This window comes from Pseudarthrobacter sp. alpha12b, assembly GCF_054130495.1.
Window position 1 is genome coordinate 870,232 of sequence record NZ_CP196746.1, and the last position, 18,785, is coordinate 889,016.

The window sequence follows — 18,785 nt, forward strand, 5'->3', positions numbered from 1 at the left end:
ATGGGTCGTAAGACTGCCCTTCACAGGTTCTTGTCCAGGACGCTGCTGAGCTTCTTTGAGTAGCGGCCTGCAACCTTGATCATCTCCTGTTCAGACTTCCGACTCTGCTTCTTGGCCTTGCGGATATCGCGCTCGATCTTTAGCCTCTCAATCGGTATCTCTGCCCTGACTTTCCGCAACTGAGCAGTACCAGCATCGAAAAACTCCTTCGCCCAAATTGTCCTCAGGTCCACCTCGGGCATCGTCTTGCTTTGCGCTTCGCGCTTGATGATCAGCCGGTCAGCGGCACGTCCGATCTTTTCGTTCTCCTGGATCTGGCGCTCGGACTTCCTGAGCAAACGGCGATGGATTGCCCGAAGACGGGAGAATTTCCAGTACTCGAAGTACACCTGAGGGCTGGTCCCATATACAGCAATGAGCAGGAGCCGTGTGGCTGGAGTCCAAAGAATAACGCCCAATGCGGCTACCGATCCGTTGAGCGCGATGTAGGCGGCCCAATCCGCCTGAGGTCTCCCGGACAGGCGGTTAAGGGCAGCCACCTCACTGAAAAGCAAGACCGCGATTGTTATCGCATGTGCCCATGCCGTCACAAGCCGGCGAAACGGGCCCATCTTGTGGAGCTTCACGTACCGCACCTCTACGACGAATGCCAAAGCGATTACGGGTATGACGGTTGCCATGATTTCCCAGAACTTGCTTGAGTCGCCCACTGATCCCCCGAGTAATGCCCTTGCCCCAAGGGCTCTTCATTTCGTCGCCACAACTGTAGTCGGCTTTGGCTAGCCTTGAAGGAGGGGGTATGACCCCCTGGAGCGAGACCCGCTCCCCGGTCGTTGTTAGCGCCCTTTTTCGTGAACGAGTTAAAGGTTCCCTCAGGGCATCCAGTAGTTCCTGAACCCAAGCCGATGCGGTTGATTCAACAATGCGCGTCTTGAAAACGTAAGTCATGTCGTTACGTCCGGAAGTTTCCATGAACCCGTGAGCTCATCTGCTCACTCCATGGATTACGACGGACGGAGCACCCATGTACTTTGCAGCGGTGGACCCGGGGATCACCCCGAACGCAAGTTTCCCTTTCCTTGAATCACTGAAACAAATTGGCGGCGGCATACTTGTCGGCGCCTTCATCATCATCGCCATCGTGGCGATCATTGGCGCCGCCTTGCTGCTGGCCGGCAAGCTGAGCCAGTCCTCGCGTCTTGCCTCAAGTGGGGGAGTGATCCTTCTGTGGACAGGACCGGTGGCTGCCATTCTCGGCGGTATCAACGGGTACATCCTCTGGTCGCAGACCGCTTTTCCCCTCGGGTTCTAGGTCATGCCCGTTGAGTGCGATCTCAATGGATGGTGGCCACCAGGCTGCGGCCTCGTGTCACAGGCGAACGACGACGCCCTCGGTGCAGTCACGGCACTGTTTGCAAACATCCTCCAGAACATGGCGTCCTGGCTTTGGGCCTTCATCACCGGCGCGTTCACGGTGACGAACGTGGATGAATCCCAGTGGTTGTCTATTCAGGGGCTGACCAGTTGGTGGGTGGTCGTGATGCTGACACCACTCGTCGTCGTGATGATCCTCCAGATCCTGTCAGGGCTGATAAGCCAGCAACCGAGACGCGTCGGAAGGGCCATGATTGGAGGGGCCGTTGCTATTCCCCTGGTTGGTGCAGCCGTATATCTCGTCCGGCAGCTTACGCGGGCGACTGACCTAGCCTCCGCTGCTCTGCTGCAATCCATCGGGTCGGATCCCTACCTGGTGTTCATGAGGCTCTTCGGCTTCGAGCGGGCGCCAGCGGGAAGTGGCCGGGAATGGAACCTGGTCTCGCTTGCTCCTGGAAACACCGGAGGGCCGGCGGGCGCGGTCATCGTGACCATGATGGCTGTCGTTGTCGTCTGGATACTGGCATTCATTCTGATGTGCTCGATGATCTTCCGCTCGTTCGCCCTTGTTGTCCTGGCCGCCGTCGCTCCCGTGGCGCTCATGCTGCTGCCGTGGGATAAGACGAAGTCGTGGGCTCGTCGCTGGTGTGAGGTCGTCATCGCTTTGGTCATAGCCAAGCCCCTTGCCGGAACAGTCCTTGCGGTCGCCGTGAAGCTCTTCGCCGATTCGAAGTCCTTCGCCGGACTGGCAGCCGGAACCGTGGGCATGGCTTTGGCTTGTGGTGCGCCGCTAATGGCCATGCGTCTCGTCAGCTTCGCCGGAGGCGAACTCGCCGCCGCAGCCCAGACCGCCGGAGGTGGCCACATCCTGTCCCGCAGCAGCAGTGTGGCAGCCCGCCAGATCAGTCGCCAGGCGGGCGGCCGCCTCACGCTCGCCAACCTGATCAGTCGCTCTGCAATGACAAGGCCCATCAGCTCACGACCCAGCATCTTCCCGAGCCAAGTTTCCGCTCCCACTGTGCCCACCACGGCGTTCCCGTCGAGACCCGGCGGAGAGCAGCGAGCCCTAAACGGAGCGTCCCCGACCACATCCCAAGACGTCCTGCAAGCTGCGGACCAGGGGTTCGTGACTGTAATACCCCAAAGCCAAGACGCGGGGCCGCCAACGCCTGCAAGACGGACCCCTTTGGTGGAGCCCGCACCGCGAGCGCAGCGCAAGGGAGACGCGGCCGGCCAAGCAAGAATGCAACCTCCGAAACCCCAGCCACCAAGAATTGATCCCCCGAAGGGCGGTACCCCTGATGTCTGAAGACGCGCGTGCCCTCGAAGCCGTCAAGTTCCCCAGATATGAACGCCGCGGCTTCTTCCTAGGGCTCAAGTGGTATCAATTGCTGATCGTGAGCGGGGGAGTTGCGGTCGCCGTCGTGGCTTCTGCGAGTCACGGCCCCGCCGGATTGTTTACCTCCGGGCCTATGTGGCTCGGGCTTGTACTGCTCGGAATCCTGCAGTACTCCCGCATCCCGTATCCGGTCTGGGCGAAACAGATCGCTTTGTTCTTTTGCCGGGCAGCAGCAAATCAGACACGGTTCCTTGCCAAGCCTCAAGCTCCGCAGCTTGCTGGCCGGCTTGCCCTCCCCGGCGGGTTGGGCAACTTGGAACTCCGGACGACGGCCAACGGCGAATGCTTCATTGTTGACCGCCATGGCGGGGAAGCGGTCGCAATCCTGCGCTGCAGTACCAGGTCCTTTGCGTTGTTGGATTCCGACGACAAGGCGTGGGCCGTTCAAGCGTGGTCGCGTGTTCAAGCCGGCATGGCCCAGCGGCAAAGCGTAGCCCGGATCGCAATCCAGGATTACACAGTGCCTTATCCGTCGTCTGCACTGTGGGACTTCTACCGCGAGAATACGCTGCCCGCTGCGAACAGGGACGAGACGGTGGGCTGGGGACAGCGCGCGTATGAGGATCTCTTGGGTGCAGCCGGGGCATCCATGAGCCACGAACTCCTCGTCGCGGTCGTGCTGGACACAAGCAAGGCTCGACGGCGGATCAAGGAGTCCGGTGGAGGGCTCAACGGTGTTGAACACGTTCTCCGGCTGGAAGTCGAAGCCATGCGCACGGCGTTAGGCACTCACGGTGTGAAGGTCGAGGAATGGTTCGACGAGTCGGAGCTGCTGGGAACCATACGAGCAGCATTCGATCCTGCTTCTTTACCTCCAATCAAATCGTCGTTCGCCACCGTCCCCCTGCTGGAGGGTTCAGCCACTGCCGAGATGGATCACCGTCACCTGCAGGGCCCAATGGGCGTCGAGGAACATTGGACCTATTTGCGTACCGACAGCGGGTTCCACCAAACCTTTTGGGTTGCCGAATGGCCGCGACAGAAGGTCTTCCCAGGTTTCCTGCATCCGTTAATTTACGTCGGCGAGTTCCGCCATACCTTCACTGAAGTTGTTCGGGCGGTGCCGACGGCTGAAGCACTGCGGGACATCCGCTCTGCGCAGGAGGCGCACGAAACCCGTCGCCGCATCAATGCCCGCTTCGACAGGCCGCTCACCCGTGAGCAAAAGGCCGAGGAAGAAGAAGTGGCCCAAAGGGAGGAAGAGATCGTAGCCGGCCACGGTGACGTTCGCCCGGCGGCCTACCTGACCGTCACAGCAACCTCGTTGGAGGACCTGGCGCGGCACCGTCAGGAACTGGAATCTGCTGCCGCGGGGGCGTTCGTGGAACTGCGGCTTCTGTATGGACAGCAATGGGCGGCGTTTGTCGCCGGGGGACTCCCGCTGGGGAGGGGATTGCGGTGAAGCCGGCCGTGAAGAGCGTTGAGTACCTTCCTTCCGGGAAGAAGGGAAGGGAAGGGAAATCACGACGGCGGACGTCACCGTCCGTGGCCAGGGGGACGGACTCAGCACTCACCAAGGGACGGTTCGATTTTGAGGCCTTCAGTCTCGGTGGGGACTGGGGCAGTAAGGAGCCGTACTCCCTGCGGGGACCCCACCGGATGCGTCCTGCCCCGCACCGCGCCTCAACGATGACCTTTGCCGCCGCGTACCCCTTCCTCACCGAGTCAGGTCTGGGTCACGAAGGAACCTACATCGGCACCGACGTCTTCGGATCCGGTGCCTTCTCGTACGACCCCTGGATCCTGTACGACAAGGGCATCATCAGCGGCCCTTCCATTGTTGTTATCGGGACCGTCGGCACCGGCAAATCGATGTGCGGCAAGTCCCTGGTGGCACGGTCCATCACGCTGGGGCGGAAGGCAGCTGTTGCCTCGGATCCCAAAGGCGAGTGGGTCGCCGTCGCAAAAGCTGTAGGTGGAAAGGTCATCAGCGTTGGCCCGGGCCGACCCGCAAGAGTCAACCCTCTCGACGCCGGCCCGCGCCCCAGCGCCCTCACCGAAGCACAGTGGCAAGCAGTGGTGAGGCAGCGTCGAAGGTATCTCCTTGTCGCCTTGGTTTCCCTCATGCGCCAAGGCACCCCCCTTCGCCCTGTGGAACATACGGCATTGGACATCGCGCTGATGGAGACCATGTCTGAGAATTCGAATCCCACATTGCCCATGGTCCTGGACCACCTGCTCAAACCGTCGAAAGAGATGACGGCCCTGGTCGGCGCAGAGGGTGGAACCGCTGTCAGTCATTCCCTGAGACGGACCGTTTCCGGTGACCTGGAAGGGATGTTCGATGCACCTTCCACCGTCGCTTTCGATGCTGATGCTCCCATGATGGTGATGGATACCTCGGCCCTGATTGGGGCTTCAGAGCAGGCACTCTCGCTGGCCGCCGCCTGCGGCGCCACCTGGCTGGAAGCGGCCATCACCAACCCCGACGGCGGAAAGCGGCTTGTCGTGTACGACGAGGGATGGCGGATGCTCGCCGACCCTTACATGCTGGCGAAGATGAGCGAACAGTGGCGGCTTGCCAGAACCTACGGGATCGCGAACCTGCTGATCATGCACAAGGTGGCGGACCTCAACGAGATCGGCGACAGCACCAGCGGACACCGGCAGAAGGCACTGGGCCTGCTGACTGAGGCTGACACCAGGATCATCTACCGCCAAAAGCACGACGCAATGCGGCTGACCAAGGAAGCGCTCGGCCTCACCGAAGCGGAGTGTGAACACGTTGAGAACCTTCCGAAAGGTGTCGGGCTCTGGAAGGTCGGGAACCGCTCGTTCATCGTAGCTAACCGCGTGACCACTGATGAGCTTGCCGTGTTCGGCACTGATGACAGGATGCTGTGAGGAGGCCGGGCAGCCCGCGGGCTGCAAGCGACAACGCGTCGGTCACCGCTGCGCTCATTGGCTCGGCGGCCTACGTGTGCCTCTGCGCGGTCGTCCAGGCTGCCGGGCACGTGGTGGTGTCCTGGCGATGTGGCACTACGCCGCCGTCGCCCTTCAGCCCGGTTGCCGCCGTCGGACTTCTGGCGAATCGGATGGACTGGATAGTGGCGCCACGCTCCGGCTGTTCGGTCGGCATCGACGCTGTCTGGTGGGTCTTGGTCCCGGTGCTGCTTCTGGTGGGTTCGCTCGCCGTAGGTGTCGTCGTTATATGGCGGAGGTGGAAGCAGTCCGGCGGTTGGCTGCGGCAGGACATCCTGAACCGCGATGGCGTTGCCCGCCGTGCCGAGATCCTCCACGACTTCGGGGCCAGGGCTGTGCGGCGAAGAGGTAAGTTCACCAGACCAGGCCTTGAAAACCCTTCTGTGCAGGACGTGTCGTGGACGCTGGGCCGCTCCCGCGGCGTCACCGTTCATGTCTCCACAGAGGAATCGATGGTGATTCAGGGTGCCCCGCGATCCGGTAAGGGCTTGTACGTCGTCATCAACGCCATTCTTGATGCGCCCGGGGCAGTCGTCACGACATCCACGCGTGCGGACAACCTGGTAGTGACGATGAAGGCGAGGGCCACCGCTGGGCGACCCGTGACGGTCTTTGACCCACAGGGTATGTCGGGGATTCCGTCATCACTTCGCTGGTCGCCAGTCCGTGGCTGCGAGGACCCTGACATCGCCACTCGGCGAGCGCTGGTCATCACTGCAGATACTGAGATGAAAGGCGAGAACGCTGCCTGGCAGAAGCGCTCGCTCATCGTCCTTCAATGCCTGCTTCACGCTGCAGCTTTGTGTGGTGAAGGAGTGACGGCCTTCCGTCGCTGGTCATCGAGCCCTGTATTGGCGCGGGAAGCTCTCGAGGTGCTGGGCCGGCCGGGAGCTGCGCTGGGATGGCAGGCAGACCTGATGGGGATACTGGAGGATGACCCAAGGAACACATCGAACTCGTGGATTGGTGTTTCTGCTGCGGTAGCACCTTTGTCCTCGCCGAAAGTCCTGGCCGCGCTCAATCCACAGGATGAGTCCGAGGAGTTCGATCCAAAAGCGTTCATCCGGGACCGGGGAACGCTTTATCTCATCGGTACCCGCGCTGGGGCGGCTGCCGCGGGGCCCTACTTGTCAGCACTGATCGATGACATAGACAATGCAGCGCGCGAGATGGCCTTCGTGTCGCCGGGCGGCCGGCTGGAGCCGCCCCTTTCCATGATCCTGGACGAGATTGCTAACCTCGCCCCTTGGCCCGGGCTGCCTGTGGCACTGTCCGATGGCGGCGGCATCGGGATCTCAACGCTCGTCGTTTTGCAGTCGTTGTCGCAGGCCCGGTCAGGTTGGTCAATTGAAGAGGCGTCGACCATCTGGGACTCGGCGATCATCAAGGTAATTTTCGGGGGCGGGTCCGACGAGCAGGATCTGCGCTCCCTTGCAGGGTTGCTGGGTGAACGCAGTCTTACCCTCACCACGAGGTCCTGGTCATCCCAAGGCAGGCAGGACGGCGAGCAAATACGGGAAAGCCCGGTGATCGCTCTGGATGAAATACGACGGCTGCCCGCGGGAACGGCGCTCATGCTGGGTCGGCGTACTCGACCGATCCTTCTGGACCTTCTTGAGTGGCACAAGCGCAAGGACGCAGGAGAGCTGCGCCGGCTGAAAGCCGAGATGGAGCGAGTATTGGCCGACGGACACAGGGAACGCCTGCAGAAGACGGAAGGTGCGCCGGATGCGCAGCCATGACGAGACGGACGGGTTCGACGTCCAGTCGGCCAACTCCTTTGGGGACGATGAAATCACCGCTCAGCTCTTCCGGTCTGCTTTTAGCGGGCCTTCCGCCTCCAAGAGCGTCACCCGCCGTTGGCGGGAGATGACGCCTGAACAGTCGCAGGAAGTCTGGGGTGTCCTCAGCTCCTGGGTGAGGTGGCTTGTGGCCACATACCAACTGACGACGTCGGTCGTTCCCGATTGCTGGTGGCGCCACCCTGAGATTGTGGCTGAGCTGTACGCGCTGCACCGCGCGGAGCTCGCCTCCTACACTCAAGACGACCCGGGCTTCGGCCCGCTCGCCTTTCATGAACGGCTCCCGCACGCCGTCGAACGTCTGAGGATGCACACCCGGACTGCGGGATGCGTCGGGCTGCAGGCGCACAAGGAGCCTGCGCCTCGAATCCTGGCTGATGATGATCCTGCCTTTGTTGAGTGGCGCAAGGCTGCTCACCAGCTGATTGCTGACTTCTAAGTCATGTCGCTCTTGTAGGGCTTGGCCATGAACGGGTGTCTGCGCAGCAATGCTGCGGTCCGAAGAAGCATGAAGGGTGGCTGTCGTGGCCGCTACACCTGAAGTTCCCCTTACCAACTTGTCTGTCCAGGGCTCCCCGGAAGCCGGTCAAAGCGCTCGCCGCATGGCCGCTGAGGAACGCATTGCCTCGTTGATGGACGGGTTGCACTCCATCTTGGAGGGGGCCGTCGAGTCACCTTCACATTGGCAGGTCTTGCTTGATGCGTCGGCCAGTTTGTGGCGGTACTCCGGCGGCAATGTTGCACTGCTCATGATGCAGATGGCGCAGAGGGGGACGGACGAGCCAACGCTGGTCGCGGGGTACAAGGAATGGGAACGACACGGCCGCACCGTTCTTCGGGGCGAGCATGCCCTGTGGGTCATTGCACCCCGGACCGCCCGTGTGCAGCAGATGCTCCTGCCCGATGGTACGCGCCAGCGCATTCCTGTGGGCGACAAACCACCCAACGGTGCTATCGACGAGGGGAAGAAGACGCTCATCACCGGTTGGCGCGGCCAGGCAGTCTTCGACGTCTCGCAGACCCAGGGGGAGCCGCTGCTGGTTCCCAGACCGAGTGATGCCTCGGCCGTCGATGCTCCGCAGCTATGGGATTCATTGGGCCGCGTTGCACGCACGCACGGCTTCTCGATCCAAGTCACCGATGCGCAGTTCGGCCTGACGAGCGGTTTTACCGATTTTGCACAGCACCAGGTTCAAGTGGGGGGCTGGCTGACTGCGGAGGAGCGCGTCGCCGTGCTGGCTCATGAGCTCGGCCATGTCCTGCTGCACGGACCCGACGACAAGGTGGGAAAGCTGTACGGGAGCAGCGTAGACCATCGCGGGCTTGCTGAAGTCGAAGCTGAGTCTGTGGCGTACACGATCCTCAAGGCTCATGGCATTGACCGGGGTCCCCATTCCGCCAGCTACTTGTCCGGTTGGGCTGAGGCAGTGATTGAAGCGGAGCATTCAGTCGCGGCTCGCAGCTCTTCTCCGAGGCAACCCGCCTCGCGGGTCGACATTGCGAAGTCAGTACTAGGCCGCGTCACAGCGGCCACCAAGGACATCCTCGAAGTCACGAATCCTCCGGGTTTTGGCGGGAAGGTTCCGCCCGGTGATGCGTCGCCCCGGCTGCAAGGTCAGGACTCGTTCGCTGGCCCGCAGCATCCGGTCGGGCCTTCTCAGGGATTGGAGATTTCCGGCCCGTAGGGGCGACCGAAGTGTTGGACGGGAGAGCCCCGTCTGCAAGAGAAAGGGCAGAAGTTATGAGTACCAAGATCCCGGTCAACATCGCCGGCAACCTTGTCGCGGACCCTGAGCTCACTTACGGTGAGTCCGGGGTCGCGCACACTAAGCTGCGCGTGGCCGTGAACCAGCGGATTCAAGGAGCAGACGGCGCCTGGCACGATGGAGATCCGGTCTTCCACAACGTTTCCGCCTTTCGGGCGCTCGCAGAGAATGCCTCGAACTCGCTCAAGAAGGGAGATCCCGTCACGGTATCGGGTGAACTCGAATTCCGCGCATTCGAAAAGGACGGAGAGCGGCGGGAAGCCCGTCGGATTGTTGCTGAAACCATTGGTCCTGACCTTCGCTTCGGCACTGCAACATACCAGCGCTCTCCCCGGGCCGCAGCAGGCCCGGAAGCTGCGGTAGATGCGGGTGTGCAAGCGGCACCGGAGGCTGCCCAGCCCGCCTACAGCATCTCGACGAAAGGGCCGGTGGCCGTGCCCCCTTTAGGCGGACCAGCCCGGGCTGATATTAGCCTCTGACCGGGGACCAGCAAGCTCAGGACGCAGCTCTATTGCCTGGTACGGTTCTACAAATTGCGATGGCCTGGTCCTCTGGGGACCAGGCCATCGCCGTGCGCGGGAGCTTTACTACAGCGCGCTGCCGCCCTTCCACTCTTCAGGCTTTACCCGCCTGATGCTCGAGGAATGCGCCCACCCCATGTGGTACTTGCCGGAAGAATCCAGCCATTCGATGAGGCCGTACTTGTGCGTCCATCCAACGGCCTTGCCGTAGATCCCGCCTACATACACAAGCGGACGGCCATACTTCGGGAAATCCCGGAGAGGTGCGGGGTCGTCTATGGGCCGGCTGGCTTCGGCGTCCATGCGAATCATCATTCGCTCGATATCTTCAGGGGAGCCAGACTTGAACATGAAGCCATTTTAGAACATACGTTCGAATACGTTCACCGAAGGTCTCCGTGGCGTCATGGCTGCAGCTGGGCTGGCCGTCCCTCGGCGGGTGCCCAAGCCAAGCAGTCGGCGGCACTAATGAAGTAGGCATCCGGCCACGGGGCCCCTGGCCTGACTTGTGCCGGGTCGGGGGTGATGAGCAGGATGGATCCTGGCCAGACGGGCTCCGGCAGCGCTTCTATCCAGGCACGCTGCACATGGTCGAAGCGGTTCCACAGGATGGTCACCCAAGACCCGGTCGGTTGAGTCGCATCAACATTCAGCAAAGTCACCTCTGTCGTGGTGCCGCTCGCCAGTTTGAGACTGTTAAAGACTCTCCAGCGGTCTGCGGCATGTGCCTGCCACTGGCGGGATTGGGAGATGCGTTTCCGCCAAAGCAGGCCCAGGAGAAGTGCAGCTGCCAGCCAAATGCCGCCGACAATCACAGTCACCGAAAGCGGGAGGCTGACGGCCGGGAAAAATGCCAGAAAGAGAACGAGGAGTATCAAGACGCCGGCACTGGTCGATACCAGGGCGACTGTCGCAACTCTGGGTTTCATCACCGGATTTTCGACCATCGTCTTGTCCCTTTATCAGCTTAGAGCTGCCAGCCTGCGCTGGTAAGGACGACCTGCTGTGGAAAGTGCAATTCCCTTGAACTGGTTCCGGGGTGAGGAGGTATTACACGGGAATGGGCGTTGTCGATGGCCTGACTGAGTAGTTCACGCTGGGCAATTTGTTCCCACTCATAGTCGGCTGGAGGCAGGCCCACGGGCAGGGGAGAGTCCGGCAGCGCCCACCTGTCGCGAAATACGGCAACGTCACGGACCAACTGCCAGGTTTCGCGGCTGTGGCACTCTCCGACGGCTTCGAGCAAAGCACGTTTCCACTCAGGGTCCCCTGTCAGAGCTGCAAGGTTTACGGTCTCAATCCTCTGGGAGATGCGTGCCTTAACTTGCTCGATCATCTCCGCCAAGTCAGGGCGGTCGATGGTAAATTTCTCGGTCATGGGTCCAACAGCCGTCGACGGCATCCCCTTCAAGAAGCGACGCAAGCGCATGCTCAGAACAGCACAGCGGTCGTTGGCAGGGGCGGCGTCGCAGCCGACCTGGGCTAGTATGCGTTCCGCACTTGGGCGGCTGGTGGCTGTGGCCTTCCGCCATGCCGCGACGGCTGCGCCCCACGACGGAGATTGTTCGAATTCCTGCGACGCTCCTGGTGCATTTTCGTCCATCCACTGTTTCAGGTCCAGCCCTGCAGCGATCTGCGCGAGATAGTCGTATTCTCCGTAGAGCCGCTCGAGGCTGTCAGCCTTCCTGAGCTCGGCGTCGCGTACCTCGTGTGCGGTCCGTTCGGCACCTTCAGCCGCTAGCACCTCGCCAAGGATGCCCCGCCATGAGAGCTGTAGCGATGGATCTACAGCAGGGTGATCGTCGTCGTCACCTTCGCTGACGTAGGCAAAGTTGCCGGCGCGGCCACGGGTCATGCTCACGTACAGCAGCTCGCGGGTGAGCCGGCCCTGAGTGACCACCGTGTGGCCGGTGTCCACCGTAACGCCCTGGGAGCGATGTGCCGTTGTCGCATAGCCCAGCTCGACAGATGACTCCAGATACGCTCGGGGGAGTATGACACTCGCGCCGGTGTCCCGCCGTCGAGCCAGCAGCGAGCCGTCGCGAAGATGTTGGACGTCGAACAGCGTTCCATTACTCACGAAATTACCGTCGCTGTCGATTAGCTTTCGGTTATTTCCGCGGGCGATGACCGTGTCACCGGAACCCGCTCGTAGGCCATCGCTGAGAAGCAGTGTGTGCTCGGGATCCACTTCACCCTGGGCAACCCGATCCGCCTGCGCCCGTTCATTGAGCAAGCCGACCGTTTCATTGTCGGCGGCGATGAGGATGGACGACTTTCCTGCTCGAGTATCTGCCTGCCACGCGAGGTACGCCTTGTCAGCCACATCCACGTAGCTACCGTGCCGGATCCGCCCATGCCGGGCATAGTCGGCAATGGCTGAGTACTCACCCCTCCGGAGCTTCAGCGATGATGCACGCTCCCACTCTTCATGGAATCTCCAGACGGTGCTAAGCCGCGTTGCCTTTCCTTCACGATCCAGCCAGCCAAGGACACCGCCGGCCTCGATCGCGTCCAGCTGGCCCGGGTCGCCCACCAAAAGAATCTTTGCATCGGCCTCTCGCGCTTGGTGCACCAGGGCGGCAAGCTGGAAAGTGGAAACCATCGAAGCCTCATCAATGATGATTAGCTGGTTTGCCCGGAAACACCACCGCTCCTGGGTGGCAGCGAGACGGGCAGCTTCCTGGGCGAACGCTATGCTCCGGCGCTCGCCGACGTGAGACATCTTCAGCTGGGCCTGTATATCGAAGAAGCGCTCGGCCCTGAAACAGGCTCCTTGCCCCGCCGACTCGTGCAGCCACTTTGTGACATTCTCGGTAGCCATAGCGAGTTCGCGCCCCAGCACATCCGCGCTCGCAGCTGCTGGAGCAAGCCCGACGACGCTTCCGGCGCCGTGCTCTGCCTCCCACGCCGCCTTGACCGCGCTCAACGTCGTGGTCTTCCCCGTGCCGGCAGGCCCAACCAGGGCATCAAGCCGGTGGCCGCTGAGGATGACGTCGGCCACTGCGGCGCGCTGATCGGAGTGAAGCTCCGACCTGCCTGCCTGCCTCACACGCTCAAGGGAATCCATGACGACGTCGGCACGCACCACCGGGCCGCCGTCGTCGTTTCTTGCCCCCATGATCGCGTCCTCCCACGCGAGCGTTGACGTGTCGGTATACAGCCGCGATCCGTGAAAGTCGAAGACGCTGCGTTCCTTGAGCCGGAGGTCCGGGGCTGCGGACGGAGGGAGGCTGTAGCGGTATTCGTTCAGCGGTACTGACTGTTGTTCCGCCGCGTCGGCGAGGGCGCTGATCAGTGCACTCCGGTCCGCAGCCGTCCGGCAGCGGATCTGCGCGCAGACCCGCTCAGCCTCAGCGAGTAGGTTCCAGCGGTTCCAGGTGGAGCGCCTGGCGGCGACGCGTTCACGAGCAACCGTGGCGACGGAGCAGATCCAATCAGAGGTGAAGTCCGTAAAGGGGAACGGTGAACCCTTGGAGCGTTGAACGGCGGCGGCGATAACGTCAGCTGGTTGGAATCCTCTGGCTATGGACCGCGCCCGCCACTGGCTTGAGAGTTCGTGCAGAGGAGTGGGGAGGTCCGCCTTTGGGGCTCGCGTGGCGAGGGTGGCTTGCTGACGAAGCTTGATTATTGTTGCTGCGGTCGGCGGATGGCCGTGCCCGGTGGTCCATTCCGCTACGAGGCGGTCTGTTTCCAGATTGATGAGGCGGGAACGATTGGAGAACTCACGGATTAGTTCGTCATCTACTCCGGTCAGCTGCTGGCTGGGGTTACGGGTATTGGTGGACGGGGACCGGATTTCGGTGGCGCTTCCGAGCGTCCGGTGGAGGGCATCGAACAGGAGTCCGTTGTAGTGTTCGCTTGCAGCGACGGCGGCCTTGTACAGCGTACGGGAGTCGAGGGTTACCCACGCTCCGTCGGTGACACGCTGGGCCCGGTTGGCGATGACCAAGTGCGTGTGTAGCTGGGGGTCGCCCGTGCGAGATTCCCAGTGGTCGAAGGCTGCGGCTATGGCTCCCATGGTGCCGATATGGGCGACGCCGTTCCGTCCGGCCCGCGTATGGATGACGTTCTCTTCGAGCCATGACAGTGTCGCTGCTACCGATTCATGATGGGTTCGGAGGATCTGCTCCTGAGTGAGGCGAGGACTGAGGGCCCAGAGAACCGACACAGATTTTGGCACGCTGAAGGTAAGGTCGAAGCCGACGACGGCGTGACGTACGGTCGGGGGACCGGTCTTGTTGTCGACGACGGAGGGCTGTTTGTGAGGACGGCCGAGCGGATGCAATGTCTCAGGATGCACGGCTGAGTCGAACACTGCCTTGGCGTCGGTTTCAGTGACCCGCGCGCCGGCCATGCGATCGATGCCTCTGAGCCCGGCGCCGACCCATCGTCCTTCGGGTGTGCCGGCGTTCATGTAGTAAGTGGTTGCGTCAGCGGGAGATACGGCAAGATCATTCATCATTGTCGTTTTGAAAAGGTAGCGGAGGCCTGACTGTGCCGAGAGCCGCGCGATGGACATCGTCACAGCCGCGGGACTCCTGACTGCCGGTTCGCAGGATCCCATCCACGTCGGCGCAGGATTTCCAATGTCCGAAGGTCAAGTGCGACTCCCTTTGCCTGCGCAAGCGAAACGAGCCACGAAGCGACGTGTGCCAGGTCCTGGATATTGGTCCTTTGTGCGCGTTTCAGGCGAGCAACTTCAGACTGCAAGACGTTGTTGCCCCGGAGTTGTTCGGACTTCTCGGCCTCGAGCCTGTCGATTTCGGAGGCCTGGGCGCGGAGCTTGGAGGTGAGTATGTCTCGCTGGCGTTGACACGACGTTATCGTGGATTCCAGTTGACGTTTGGTTGCTTGGAGTTGGGCTTTGAGGTGAGGGGCAGTCGTTTTCGGTGCCGGAGCCACTGCTGAACGATTGGCGAGCCGGCGTTTGCGGTCCCGGTGCCGATTGGCGCACCGAGTGGAACAGAATCTTTGACTCGTCCGTGAGGGCTCGAACGAGCAATTGCAGTCAGCACAAGTTTTTGTATTCACGTCCGTTCATCAGGGATGACGTCACTGGCAACATGACTCGCCGTGGGTACCGGCTCACGTCGACGGCCTTGGATGCCAGAGGTGTGAGGGGAAGGATTGCAGCGGGTAGAGGGTTTGAAATGCCAGGTTGGCACGTGGAGAGGTAGCGCAGGCGGACAGTTGTACCCGGTGATGACGTTACGCGGCTCTAGGTGCTCGACGGCCTTTCGTGATGCACGCCCTATGGTGCCGTGTGGGTTCTGCTGCGGCTTTCAAGTTCTCGTTCGGCGCCTTCGACAATGGATCGCTCACGTGCGCTGAGTCGATTTCCTCCGACTGGATTGGCCATCTCGCAGTCTCGTATCTCCACCAGGCGCCGATGAAGCTGCGTTTGGGCGTGGCGGCAAAAGAAGAGCATCGGGGTGGCGCGCCGGTTCTGCAGCACCAGCTCATGCCGGCCGTAAGCAACGTTGTTCCAGATGGGGCCGATCTTGACGAGTATCACCCGCGCACGTAGCCCGAGGATGCCGTGTCTGAGACGGCCAGCCATCCGGGGGAGGAGTAGGCCAAAGCTGACCAGTAGGACAGCAAAGGTTTCGCCTATCCAATACAAGTTGGTCAGGGCAATGGCAGCGGGGCTATCGGCGCCGTCGGCTCCGGTCACAATCCCATACAGCAGACGGTCGAGGAGGACCAGGGCAAATAAGATGCAGCCGCCGGCGATAAGAGTGAACGCCGAGCGGAAGACTTTCGCGCCCATGCGGGGGATGTGGCTGCGGCAGACCCGGGCTATGTCGAGGCACACCCACATGATGAATGCAGATCCCGTCCAGAGGAAGACCGCCATGCCCGGCTGATCGCCATATCTCAGCGGCAAGTTGGGATCCGTCGTATCGACACGGCTGCCGAGAAACCCTGCCGTTACCGCGGTGCACGCCGCGAAGGTGATCCAACCACCCAAGGCGAGTTGCCGTCGTCGTACTCCTGCATCCGGTACTGCCGCTAGCAACATTGCTGTTCGGAACTGCCAGAACCCAAGGAGGAGAGACAGAAGGGTGACCAGGCCAATGCGGTTGTGGCCACCGAGGAGGGGATCGCCCCAGTAGTAGACGGCAGGAACGTAGAGCGTACAAGCGATCGCGGCCGAGATGGTTGCACGGAAAACGCTTCCGCGCTCCGGGTCCAATGCTGCAGGGAGCCTGAGGATGGTCAGCACCCAGAGTGCGGCGGCCGGTACCGCTTCCATCAGCCGAATACGCGCCGAAACGCTAGGGGTTCGGTCGTAGGCTCGGTTTCGCTGTTGATTATGCGCGTTGCAAGTTGGTCGGCGAGGGCCTCAGCTGTTAGCTCTGCATCATCTGTGTAGCTGCTGCGACCGAGGGCACGCAGGATATCCACGTCGACGTCGGGGAGGAGTGCGGCAGCGATTTCCTGATGTGTTCTCTGTAGGTCATGGCAGAGGATCATGTGGCTGAACTCGTGCAGGATTATTTGCTGCCGGTGCCAGGCGGACTTCACTGGCGCGTGGAGGATGATGTCCCGCTCTATGCAGACTAGCCAGATACCGCAGAGCTCCGTTCCGGCCAAGCCGGGCAGCTCGTCAATTTGTATCTTCCTGCCGCGTTGCGTTTCCAGTTTGTTTTGGATGAACTGCAGGGTGGCGTCGCCCGGCAAGCCGAAGGATTTCTCCGCCTTGCGGGCTATCTTTCGCGCGTCACGATAGTTCATGGCTGGCGGTTTGCGGCCGGGGAACATTGAGTGGACCGATCTGACTCAGTGAGTATCCGCCAGGGTACAAGGATGAGCCGGCTTTGCCTGGAGTGAAATGAAGGTTTTGTCCGAGGGGCTGGCGCCGGCGGATGGCATTCCGGATTGCCAGCCCCCTCCTCAAAAGAGCCGACGAGACCCAGCCCGGGCGGGGGAGTCCGAGCGCTTCGACAAGGCGCTCGTCGTCAAGCATCACGCTTATGATGTAGCTGGCGAAGGGCCGCAGCGGGCGCGGCAACCGGCTCTGGAAGACCTGGACTGTCGCGTCCATTAACTGTTGGCCTTCAGCTGATGGAGCGACCTGGGTTGCCTCGTATTGATCGAAGAACTGCTCGGCTTCAGCGTAGGTAGCGGGAATTCCAACAATATTCATCCGAGAGCCAAGCTCGGTAAAAAAACGCGAAGCCGCGGCGAGCTCAGGAGGGGTTGGCTGTCGCCAGCCATGTTGCTGGGTCCATCTGATGGGCACCACCAGCAGGGTCAGGAGGACGTAGAGGAAATCATCCTTGCTGCCGGGGACGTTGCGGTGCGCGCGGTTGAGCAAAGCGATCATTTCGCTGCCGCGGTCGCTATCCAAGCCACACGCGATGAGCTCGTAGATCACGATCGCTGTGTCGTAGGAACGCTTCATTGGCCGCTGTTGTATCTCGCCATTGGCGTGAAGAGTGGCCGCGATGCTTGGAATAGCGAAGTTTCGGTAATAGGAGAGGAAGAAGCCAAGCTCCATGTCTGCTGCCAGGTCGAAGAGGACCATATGCCGGAATGTCTCTTCCCAGACCTCCGGGGCGGCACGCTCCTGACGGCGCTGACTTGCGGCGAGACTTGTGTGGATGATCATCGTCCCCCCATTCTTTCCTGCCGCTAAAGAGCGCACAAAGTTGAGGGTGGCACGGCTCCCCAGCTCGGCGACTGGTTCCATGGTAGGACTGTTGCAATTGTCTGACTAGGGAGACGTAGACGGGTCCACAGGATTGTTTTTGGGTGCCATTGTCAGGGCTTTCATCAGCCCTTTCTCGCCCTGGCGCATCAACAGGGCATGAGCGGCTGTGAAAGCCGGCGCTGCAATCGGTGTCAGCATGTTCATCCAGCGCTGGGTCGGTCGCACACGCCATTCGATGTCCATGCGGGTTGCTTGCCCTCGATCTTCCGGTATGAGCGTTACCCGGCCTGTACCTTGTAGGTGACCGCCGGCGTCGAACTCTATCTCTCGTGATGCAACCACCCTTGTGGGGTGAATGCTTATGGTGAGCGTGTAGCCCAAAAATGCTTTGAAACTGAGGTGCGCAGTGGTTGCCTTGAGGATGTCTGCGTGGGAGCTACCCTCGGCTGGCCAACGCTCCAGAGGCGCAGCGAAACTGCAACCCGGCCACCACTGCGGCCAGCTCATGTTGACGTCCGCGATGATGGCCCACACTTGCTCGGCGGACGCAGGTAGGTACCAAGTGGAACTGAGATCGAAGAGGCGGGACTCCATGTTGTTATCTTGGCACCTCCGCGAAGCGGGGATGCGGATTCTGCCCGGCTATTGTCAGGTTTGAATCCAAGACTTAGGTACTGGCGCGTGTAAAACGAATTTCGCGACCCTATTCTGACGGAGTCGGCGCCGCTGCCTTACATCAGGTTGGGGTGTGCCTAACCAGGCCATCTCGTGGTCTGGAAGGTCGACCGCCGACGCCGATCACCTCTGGTGACCATCGAGTCCAACTGCATGATTCGGGGAGGGGAAGCACAACACTCTCGCGAGCATCTTGACATGAGTCGTTACGGCCGGCGGAGTGCACCGGGGCTTCCGGGTGCACTGCGCCGTGAACCGGTCAGCCGATTGACTCACGCATCTGTTCCACAACATATTGGGGCCAGTTTGGGGGGATCCGACATTTCTACTCTCCGGCGGCGCGCGAACTGCTCGACGCCGTGGTTCGTTGCCACCGTGCCGGAGATGAGGACCGGGCCGAGCTCGTTGAGGCCGCGTTCGGTTAGGACGTCCAGCCAGTAGTCGGGCTTTGCAATGCTCCAAGGGAGCTGTTCTGGATGAGTTTGTCCGGAGTGTCGCCTTCCCCGATCCAGCCCTTCAGCGTGATCTGGTCCAAATGGTCCCGGACGTCGTCGAGCCGCCAGGCCTTGTCGCTGTTCGATAACTAGGCAGGCAGCATGACTTTCCAGTACCCCCAGAGCCCCATCAGCTCAGACATTTCGCGACCCGCCACCGGTGGAATATAGG

The 18,785-nt window shown here is 61.5% G+C and carries 16 protein-coding genes and 1 pseudogene; 8 read left to right on the plus strand and 9 right to left on the minus strand.

The window, feature by feature from the left end; genetic code table 11:
• Positions 1-20 precede the first annotated feature (20 nt).
• Complete coding sequence (locus ACTAQI_RS03905) at positions 21-626, minus strand: hypothetical protein (protein ID WP_457949689.1); 606 nt, start codon at positions 624-626, stop codon at positions 21-23.
• Between the two features lie 398 nt (positions 627-1,024).
• Between ACTAQI_RS03905 and ACTAQI_RS03910 the strand changes: the two genes are divergently transcribed.
• The 8 genes from ACTAQI_RS03910 (at position 1,025) to ACTAQI_RS03945 (ending at position 9,742) form a co-directional block, all read left to right on the plus strand.
• Complete coding sequence (locus ACTAQI_RS03910; protein ID WP_141181334.1) at positions 1,025-1,312, plus strand: hypothetical protein; 288 nt, start codon at positions 1,025-1,027, stop codon at positions 1,310-1,312.
• Between the two features lie 54 nt (positions 1,313-1,366).
• A complete protein-coding gene (locus tag ACTAQI_RS03915) occupies positions 1,367-2,683 on the plus strand; it encodes a type IV secretion system protein (protein ID WP_457949690.1) in 1,317 nt (438 codons plus the stop codon).
• Complete coding sequence (locus tag ACTAQI_RS03920) at positions 2,676-4,175, plus strand: SCO6880 family protein (RefSeq protein WP_457949691.1); 1,500 nt, start codon at positions 2,676-2,678, stop codon at positions 4,173-4,175. The genes ACTAQI_RS03915 and ACTAQI_RS03920 overlap by 8 nt, the downstream gene beginning before the upstream one ends.
• Positions 4,172-5,617: an ATP-binding protein gene (locus ACTAQI_RS03925; RefSeq protein ID WP_457949692.1), complete on the plus strand. Its 1,446-nt coding sequence runs from the start codon at positions 4,172-4,174 to the stop codon at positions 5,615-5,617. The genes ACTAQI_RS03920 and ACTAQI_RS03925 overlap by 4 nt, the downstream gene beginning before the upstream one ends.
• A gap of 191 nt (positions 5,618-5,808) precedes the next feature.
• Positions 5,809-7,437, plus strand: a complete 1,629-nt coding sequence (locus ACTAQI_RS03930) for a type IV secretory system conjugative DNA transfer family protein (RefSeq protein ID WP_457949694.1) — start codon at positions 5,809-5,811, stop codon at positions 7,435-7,437.
• Positions 7,424-7,936 carry a hypothetical protein gene (locus ACTAQI_RS03935; RefSeq protein ID WP_457949696.1) on the plus strand — a complete coding sequence of 171 codons (513 nt, stop codon included), beginning with the start codon at positions 7,424-7,426 and terminating at the stop codon, positions 7,934-7,936. Before ACTAQI_RS03930 ends, ACTAQI_RS03935 begins: the two co-directional genes overlap by 14 nt.
• Before the next feature lie 163 nt (positions 7,937-8,099).
• Positions 8,100-9,182: an ArdC-like ssDNA-binding domain-containing protein gene (locus ACTAQI_RS03940; RefSeq protein WP_457949698.1), complete on the plus strand. Its 1,083-nt coding sequence runs from the start codon at positions 8,100-8,102 to the stop codon at positions 9,180-9,182.
• A gap of 56 nt (positions 9,183-9,238) precedes the next feature.
• On the plus strand, positions 9,239-9,742 hold the full coding sequence (locus ACTAQI_RS03945; protein ID WP_457949700.1) for a single-stranded DNA-binding protein: 504 nt from the start codon (positions 9,239-9,241) through the stop codon (positions 9,740-9,742).
• A 108-nt stretch (positions 9,743-9,850) separates the two neighbouring features.
• Here ACTAQI_RS03945 and ACTAQI_RS03950 read toward each other — a convergent pair whose 3' ends face one another.
• The 8 genes and pseudogenes from ACTAQI_RS03950 to ACTAQI_RS03985 all read right to left on the minus strand — a co-directional run bounded on the left by ACTAQI_RS03950 (position 9,851) and on the right by ACTAQI_RS03985 (position 18,654).
• Positions 9,851-10,135 (minus strand): hypothetical protein, encoded by a 285-nt coding sequence (locus tag ACTAQI_RS03950; protein WP_457949702.1) that lies wholly within the window; start codon positions 10,133-10,135, stop codon positions 9,851-9,853.
• A gap of 53 nt (positions 10,136-10,188) precedes the next feature.
• Entirely contained in the window at positions 10,189-10,731 is a 543-nt protein-coding gene (locus ACTAQI_RS03955; RefSeq protein ID WP_457949703.1) for a hypothetical protein, read from the minus strand.
• Positions 10,732-10,751: 20 nt separating this feature from the next.
• Positions 10,752-14,306 (minus strand): MobF family relaxase, encoded by a 3,555-nt coding sequence (mobF, locus tag ACTAQI_RS03960; protein ID WP_457950982.1) that lies wholly within the window; start codon positions 14,304-14,306, stop codon positions 10,752-10,754.
• Positions 14,307-15,038: 732 nt separating this feature from the next.
• On the minus strand, positions 15,039-16,043 hold the full coding sequence (locus ACTAQI_RS03965; RefSeq protein WP_457949704.1) for a hypothetical protein: 1,005 nt from the start codon (positions 16,041-16,043) through the stop codon (positions 15,039-15,041).
• Positions 16,043-16,525 (minus strand): hypothetical protein, encoded by a 483-nt coding sequence (locus tag ACTAQI_RS03970; protein ID WP_457949706.1) that lies wholly within the window; start codon positions 16,523-16,525, stop codon positions 16,043-16,045. Before ACTAQI_RS03970 ends, ACTAQI_RS03965 begins: the two co-directional genes overlap by 1 nt.
• Positions 16,512-17,483, minus strand: a complete 972-nt coding sequence (locus tag ACTAQI_RS03975) for an oxygenase MpaB family protein (RefSeq protein WP_457949707.1) — start codon at positions 17,481-17,483, stop codon at positions 16,512-16,514. The genes ACTAQI_RS03970 and ACTAQI_RS03975 overlap by 14 nt, the downstream gene beginning before the upstream one ends.
• Positions 17,484-17,507: 24 nt before the next feature.
• Positions 17,508-18,038, minus strand: coding sequence for an SRPBCC family protein (locus ACTAQI_RS03980; protein WP_457949709.1), 531 nt, complete (start codon positions 18,036-18,038; stop codon positions 17,508-17,510).
• Positions 18,039-18,391: 353 nt separating this feature from the next.
• Positions 18,392-18,654 (minus strand): annotated as a pseudogene (locus ACTAQI_RS03985) (DUF2848 family protein).
• Between the last annotated feature and the right edge of the window lie 131 nt (positions 18,655-18,785).

Bases quoted from the DNA above. Each gene is read 5' to 3' on its own strand.
- ACTAQI_RS03930 (WP_457949694.1), top strand. From the start codon at position 5,809: ATGGACTGGATAGTGGCGCCACGCTCCGGCTGTTCGGTCGGCATCGAC.
- ACTAQI_RS03910 (WP_141181334.1), top strand. From the start codon at position 1,025: ATGTACTTTGCAGCGGTGGACCCGGGGATCACCCCGAACGCAAGTTTC.
- ACTAQI_RS03940 (WP_457949698.1), top strand. From the start codon at position 8,100: ATGGCCGCTGAGGAACGCATTGCCTCGTTGATGGACGGGTTGCACTCC.
- ACTAQI_RS03980 (WP_457949709.1), bottom strand. From the start codon at position 18,038: ATGGAGTCCCGCCTCTTCGATCTCAGTTCCACTTGGTACCTACCTGCG.
- ACTAQI_RS03975 (WP_457949707.1), bottom strand. From the start codon at position 17,483: ATGGAACCAGTCGCCGAGCTGGGGAGCCGTGCCACCCTCAACTTTGTG.
- ACTAQI_RS03950 (WP_457949702.1), bottom strand. From the start codon at position 10,135: ATGTTCAAGTCTGGCTCCCCTGAAGATATCGAGCGAATGATGATTCGC.
- ACTAQI_RS03945 (WP_457949700.1), top strand. From the start codon at position 9,239: ATGAGTACCAAGATCCCGGTCAACATCGCCGGCAACCTTGTCGCGGAC.
- ACTAQI_RS03935 (WP_457949696.1), top strand. From the start codon at position 7,424: ATGCGCAGCCATGACGAGACGGACGGGTTCGACGTCCAGTCGGCCAAC.
- mobF (WP_457950982.1), bottom strand. From the start codon at position 14,306: ATGTCCATCGCGCGGCTCTCGGCACAGTCAGGCCTCCGCTACCTTTTC.
- ACTAQI_RS03955 (WP_457949703.1), bottom strand. From the start codon at position 10,731: ATGGTCGAAAATCCGGTGATGAAACCCAGAGTTGCGACAGTCGCCCTG.
- ACTAQI_RS03920 (WP_457949691.1), top strand. From the start codon at position 2,676: ATGTCTGAAGACGCGCGTGCCCTCGAAGCCGTCAAGTTCCCCAGATAT.
- ACTAQI_RS03970 (WP_457949706.1), bottom strand. From the start codon at position 16,525: ATGAACTATCGTGACGCGCGAAAGATAGCCCGCAAGGCGGAGAAATCC.
- ACTAQI_RS03965 (WP_457949704.1), bottom strand. From the start codon at position 16,043: ATGGAAGCGGTACCGGCCGCCGCACTCTGGGTGCTGACCATCCTCAGG.